Annotated in this window: 6 protein-coding genes; 5 read left to right on the top strand and 1 reads right to left on the bottom strand. The window is 72.7% G+C overall.

What is annotated here, in order from left to right:
• Both SACPADRAFT_RS0208075 and SACPADRAFT_RS0208070 read left to right on the top strand, forming a co-directional pair.
• Nucleotides 1-426, top strand: a 426-nt coding sequence (locus SACPADRAFT_RS0208075) for a DUF58 domain-containing protein (RefSeq protein WP_007026703.1), incomplete at its 5' end; no start/stop codon positions are given.
• Entirely contained in the window at nucleotides 423-1403 is a 981-nt protein-coding gene (locus SACPADRAFT_RS0208070) for a VWA domain-containing protein (protein ID WP_028662316.1), read from the top strand. The genes SACPADRAFT_RS0208075 and SACPADRAFT_RS0208070, both read left to right, overlap by 4 nt.
• Nucleotides 1404-1430: 27 nt before the next feature.
• Here the strand turns inward: SACPADRAFT_RS0208070 and SACPADRAFT_RS0208065 are convergent, their stop codons facing one another.
• The gene (locus tag SACPADRAFT_RS0208065) at nucleotides 1431-1898 is read right to left on the bottom strand and encodes a tRNA (cytidine(34)-2'-O)-methyltransferase (protein WP_007026701.1); all 468 of its coding nucleotides are present in this window, start codon (nucleotides 1896-1898) and stop codon (nucleotides 1431-1433) included.
• 183 nt (nucleotides 1899-2081) lie between these two features.
• On the opposite strand from SACPADRAFT_RS0208065, the gene fabG reads away from it, so the two are divergent.
• The 3 genes from fabG to SACPADRAFT_RS32445 all read left to right on the top strand — a co-directional run.
• Entirely contained in the window at nucleotides 2082-2786 is a 705-nt protein-coding gene (gene fabG, locus SACPADRAFT_RS0208060; RefSeq protein ID WP_007026700.1) for a 3-oxoacyl-ACP reductase FabG, read from the top strand.
• A 79-nt stretch (nucleotides 2787-2865) separates the two neighbouring features.
• Nucleotides 2866-3633 carry an enoyl-ACP reductase FabI gene (gene fabI / locus SACPADRAFT_RS0208055; protein ID WP_007026699.1) on the top strand — a complete coding sequence of 256 codons (768 nt, stop codon included), beginning with the start codon at nucleotides 2866-2868 and terminating at the stop codon, nucleotides 3631-3633.
• 81 nt (nucleotides 3634-3714) lie between these two features.
• Nucleotides 3715-4273, top strand: a 559-nt coding sequence (locus SACPADRAFT_RS32445) for a ferrochelatase (RefSeq protein WP_007026698.1), incomplete at its 3' end; no start/stop codon positions are given.

Genomic DNA, 4273 nt, shown 5'->3' with positions numbered 1-4273 from the left:
GGCACCCGCGGCGACCTGGCCACTCTGGTCGACCAGCTGCGCAGGCCCCCGCGGCGCCGCGGCCTCGCCGTGATCATCTCGGACTTCCTCGGCCCGGTGAACTGGGAGAAGCCGTTGCGGGCGCTGTCGGCCCGGCACGACCTGGTGGCCGTCGAGGTGCTCGACCCGCGCGACGTCGACCTGCCGGAGGTGGGCTCGGTGGTGCTCGCCGACCCGGAGACCGGCCGGCAGCGCGAGGTCACCGTCTCCGCGTTGCTGCGCCGCGAGTTCGCCGCCGCCGCGCAGGCGCACCGCGCCGAGGTGGCGCGCGCGATCCGGCAGGCGGGTGCCGGACACCTGGTGCTGCGCACCGACTCCGACTGGATCGCCGACACCGTCCGGTTCGCCGTGGCCCGCAAGCGCGGATGGTCGGGGGCGGCCTCATGAGCATCTCCGGCTTCACCTCGCCGTGGTGGTTCCTGCTGCTGATCGTGGTCGCCGCGGTCGCGGTCGGATACGTGCTGGCCGTGCGGGCGCGGCGCAAACACACCATGCGGTTCACCAACCTGGAACTGCTCGACCGGGTGGCCCCGCGGCGCCCCGGCCGGGTGCGGCACGTGCCCGCCGTGCTGCTGGTGGTCTCGCTGACGCTGCTCACCGTCGCCCTGGCCGGGCCGACGGCCGAACAACAGGTGCCCCGCAACCGCGCCACGGTGATGCTGGTGATGGACACCTCGCTGTCCATGGAGGCCACCGACGTCGAACCCACCCGGTTGCGGGCCGCGCAGGACGCCGCGCAGTCGTTCGCCGACGGGCTCACCCCGGGGGTCAACCTCGGGCTGATCTCCTTCGCCGGGACCGCCACCGTGCTGGTGGCCCCGACCACCGAACGCGCGGGTGTCGTCGAGGCCATCGACAACCTCAAGCTCGCCCAGTCCACCGCGACCGGGGAGGGCATCTTCGCCGCGCTCCAGTCGATCGAGAGCTTCTCCGCCGTCGTCGGCGGGGCCGAGGGGCCCCCACCCTCCCGGATCGTGCTGATGACCGACGGCAAGCAGACCGTCCCGCAGGACGAGTACGCACCCCGCGGCGCCTACACCGCCGCCGGGGCGGCGGAGCAGAAGGACATCCCGATCACGACGATCTCGTTCGGCACCTCCTACGGCACCGTGGAGATCGAGGGACAGCAGGTGCCCGTCGAGGTGGACGACTCGTCGATGCGGGAGATCGCCCGGCTGTCCGGCGGCGACTTCTACAAGGCGGCCACCGCCGAACAGCTCCGGCAGGTCTACGCCGACCTGGGGGAGCAGATCGGGTACGAGACCGAGGAGGTCGAGGCCTCCCGCCCGTGGGTCGTGCTGGGCACGCTCACGCTCCTCGCGGCCGCGGGCAGTTCCCTGCTGATCGGGCAGCGGCTGCCGTGACCGGCCCCGGCGCGGCGGGGCGGCGGTTCACCCGGCCGCGCCGGGGAACCCGTGTTGGCGCCACGCCTCGTAGACCGCGATCGAGGCGGTGTTGGTGATGTTCAGCGACCGCGACGACGCCAGCATGGGCAGCCGCAGCCGGTCGGTGATCCGCGGGTCGTCGAGCACCTCGTGGGGCAGCCCGACCGACTCGGGCCCGAACAGCAGCACGTCCCCGGCCGTGTAGGCGACGTCGGTGTAGCGCCGGTGCGCCTGCGTGGTGAAGGCGAACACCCGCGCCGGGTCCAGCGCCCGCCAGGTGCTGTCCAGGTCCGGGTGCACCCGGACGTGGGCGAGGTCGTGGTAGTCCAGCCCGGCCCGGCGCAGGTACTTGTCCGCCATGGAGAAGCCCAGCGGTTCGACGAGGTGCAGTTCGCTGCCGGTGTTGGCGGCGAGCCGGATCGCGTTGCCGGTGTTCGGCGGGATCTCGGGCTGGTAGAACACGATCCGGAACACGACCTCTGCCGTCCCTCCGTGGTGTGGTGCGTCCTGGCGGGTTCCGATCCTGCCGGGTGCCGCCGCGGCCGGTGGAGGTGGCCCCCGGTGGGCGCGGCGGACGGATCCCGGACGTGCGCGCCGGGGGCGAACGGATAACCTCGGCGCGGACAGACATCGCATCACCGGCGCGAGGAGAGGCACGTGGGACGGTCCGTACTGGTCACAGGAGGCAACCGCGGTATCGGTCTGGCGATCGCGCGGAACCTCGCCGACGCCGGGCACAGCGTCGCGGTGACCCACCGGGGCTCCGGCGCGCCCGAGGGGCTGTTCGGTGTCGAGGCCGACGTCACCGACGCCGAACAGGTCGACACCGCCTTCAAGCAGGTCGAACAGCACCAGGGACCGGTCGAGGTGCTGGTGTCGAACGCGGGCATGAACGACGACACGCTGTTGATGCGGATGAGCGAGGACCAGTTCACCCGGGTGGTGGATGCCAACCTCAGCGGTGCCTACCGGGTGGCCAAACGCGCCTCCCGGGGGATGCTGCGGGCCCGGTGGGGGCGGTTCGTGTTCCTGTCCTCGGTGGTCGGTCTCGCCGGCGGCGCGGGCCAGGTGAACTACGCGGCCAGCAAGGCCGGCCTGGTCGGGCTCGCCCGCTCGCTGACGCGCGAGCTGGGCTCGCGGGGCATCACCGCCAACGTCGTCAGCCCCGGCTTCGTCGTCACCGACATGACCGACGAGCTCTCCGACGAACAGCGGCAGGCCGCGCTGGACCGGATCCCCGCGGGCCGCTACGGCGAGGTCTCCGAGGTCGCGCACGCGGTGCGGTTCCTCGCCTCCGACGAGGCCGGCTACGTCAACGGCGCGGTGCTGCCCGTCGACGGCGGGCTCGGCATGGGGCACTGACCGGCCACCACCCACCGCTCCCGCGCGTGGTGCGGGGGCGGCGCCGCACTTTCCCGACTCTCACCGACTTGGAGGACTGGTGTCCGGACTGCTCGAAGGGAAGCGACTGCTGATCACCGGGGTGATCACCGACGCGTCGCTGGCGTTCCACGCGGCCAGGGCCGCCCAGGAACAGGGCGCCACGGTGGTGCTCACCGGATTCGGCCGGCTGTCGCTGGTCGAGCGGATCGCGAAGCGGCTGCCGGAACCGGCGCCGGTGCTCGAACTCGACGTGCAGAATCCCGAGCACCTGTCCACGCTGGCCGACCGGGTCGGGGCGCACGTCGACGGGCTCGACGGGGTGCTGCACTCGATCGCGTACGCGCCGCCGAGCTGCCTCGGCGCACCCTTCCTGGACGCGCCCGCCGAGGACGTCTCCACGGCCGTGGAGATCTCGGCCCACTCGTACAAGTCGGTCGCCAAGGCGGTGCTGCCGCTGCTCACCCGCGGGTCGTCGGTGGTGGGGATGGACTTCGACGCCCGCGTGGCCTGGCCCGCCTACAACTGGATGGGCGTGGCGAAGGCGGCGCTGGAGTCGGTGAACCGCTACCTGGCCCGCGAGCTGGGGGAACACGGTGTGCGGGTCAACCTCGTGTCGGCGGGTCCGATGAAGACGATGGCCGCCAAGTCGATCCCCGGCTTCACCGAGCTGGAGGACGGCTGGGGCGACCGCGCCCCGCTGGGCTGGGACACGACCGACCCCGAGCCGGTGGCGAAGAGCATCTGCGCGGTGCTGTCCGACTGGCTGCCCGCCACCACCGGCTCGATGATCATGGTGGACGGTGGGGTGCACGCCACCGGACAGTGAGCCGCACCCGCGTGTGATCCAAGATCCCCCGCGGGGGACCCGGCTCTGCGGGTGCCCCGCGGCGGCGGGAGGATGAGCGACGTGCACTACGACGCGTTGCTGTGGTTGTCCTTCGGAGGGCCCGAGGGCGAGGACGAGGTTCTGCCGTTCCTGGAGAACGTCACGCGGGGGCGGGGCGTGCCCCGGGAACGGCTGGAGGAGGTCGCCGAGCACTACCATCGGTTCGGGGGCGTGTCGCCGATCAACCGGTTGAACCGGGAGGCGATCGCGGCGGTGGAGCGGGAACTGGCCGAACAGGGCCTGCCCCTGCCGGTGTACTTCGGCAACCGCAACTGGCACCCGATGGTGGAGGACACCGTGGCGCGCATGGCCGACGACGGCGTGCGCACCGCCCTGGTGTTCGCCACCAGCGCCTACGGCGGCTACTCCGCGTGCCGGCAGTACGACGAGGACATCGCCCGTGCCCGCGCCGCCGTGGGGGAGCGGGCGCCGCATCTGCGCAAGCTGCGGCACTTCTTCGACCACCCGCTGTTCGTCGGGGCGCTGGCCGACGGGGTGCGCGCCGCCTACGAGCGGCTCGGGGACCCGGGGGCGCGGCTGGTGTTCACCGCGCACTCGGTGCCCCTGTCGGCCGACGCCG

This window comes from Saccharomonospora iraqiensis subsp. paurometabolica YIM 90007 (assembly GCF_000231035.2).
In the GTDB taxonomy this organism is placed as follows: Bacteria; Actinomycetota; Actinomycetes; order Mycobacteriales; family Pseudonocardiaceae; genus Saccharomonospora; species Saccharomonospora paurometabolica.
The sequence above is the reverse complement of the archived record's forward strand: the minus strand, read 5'-3'. Positions and strand labels throughout refer to the sequence as shown.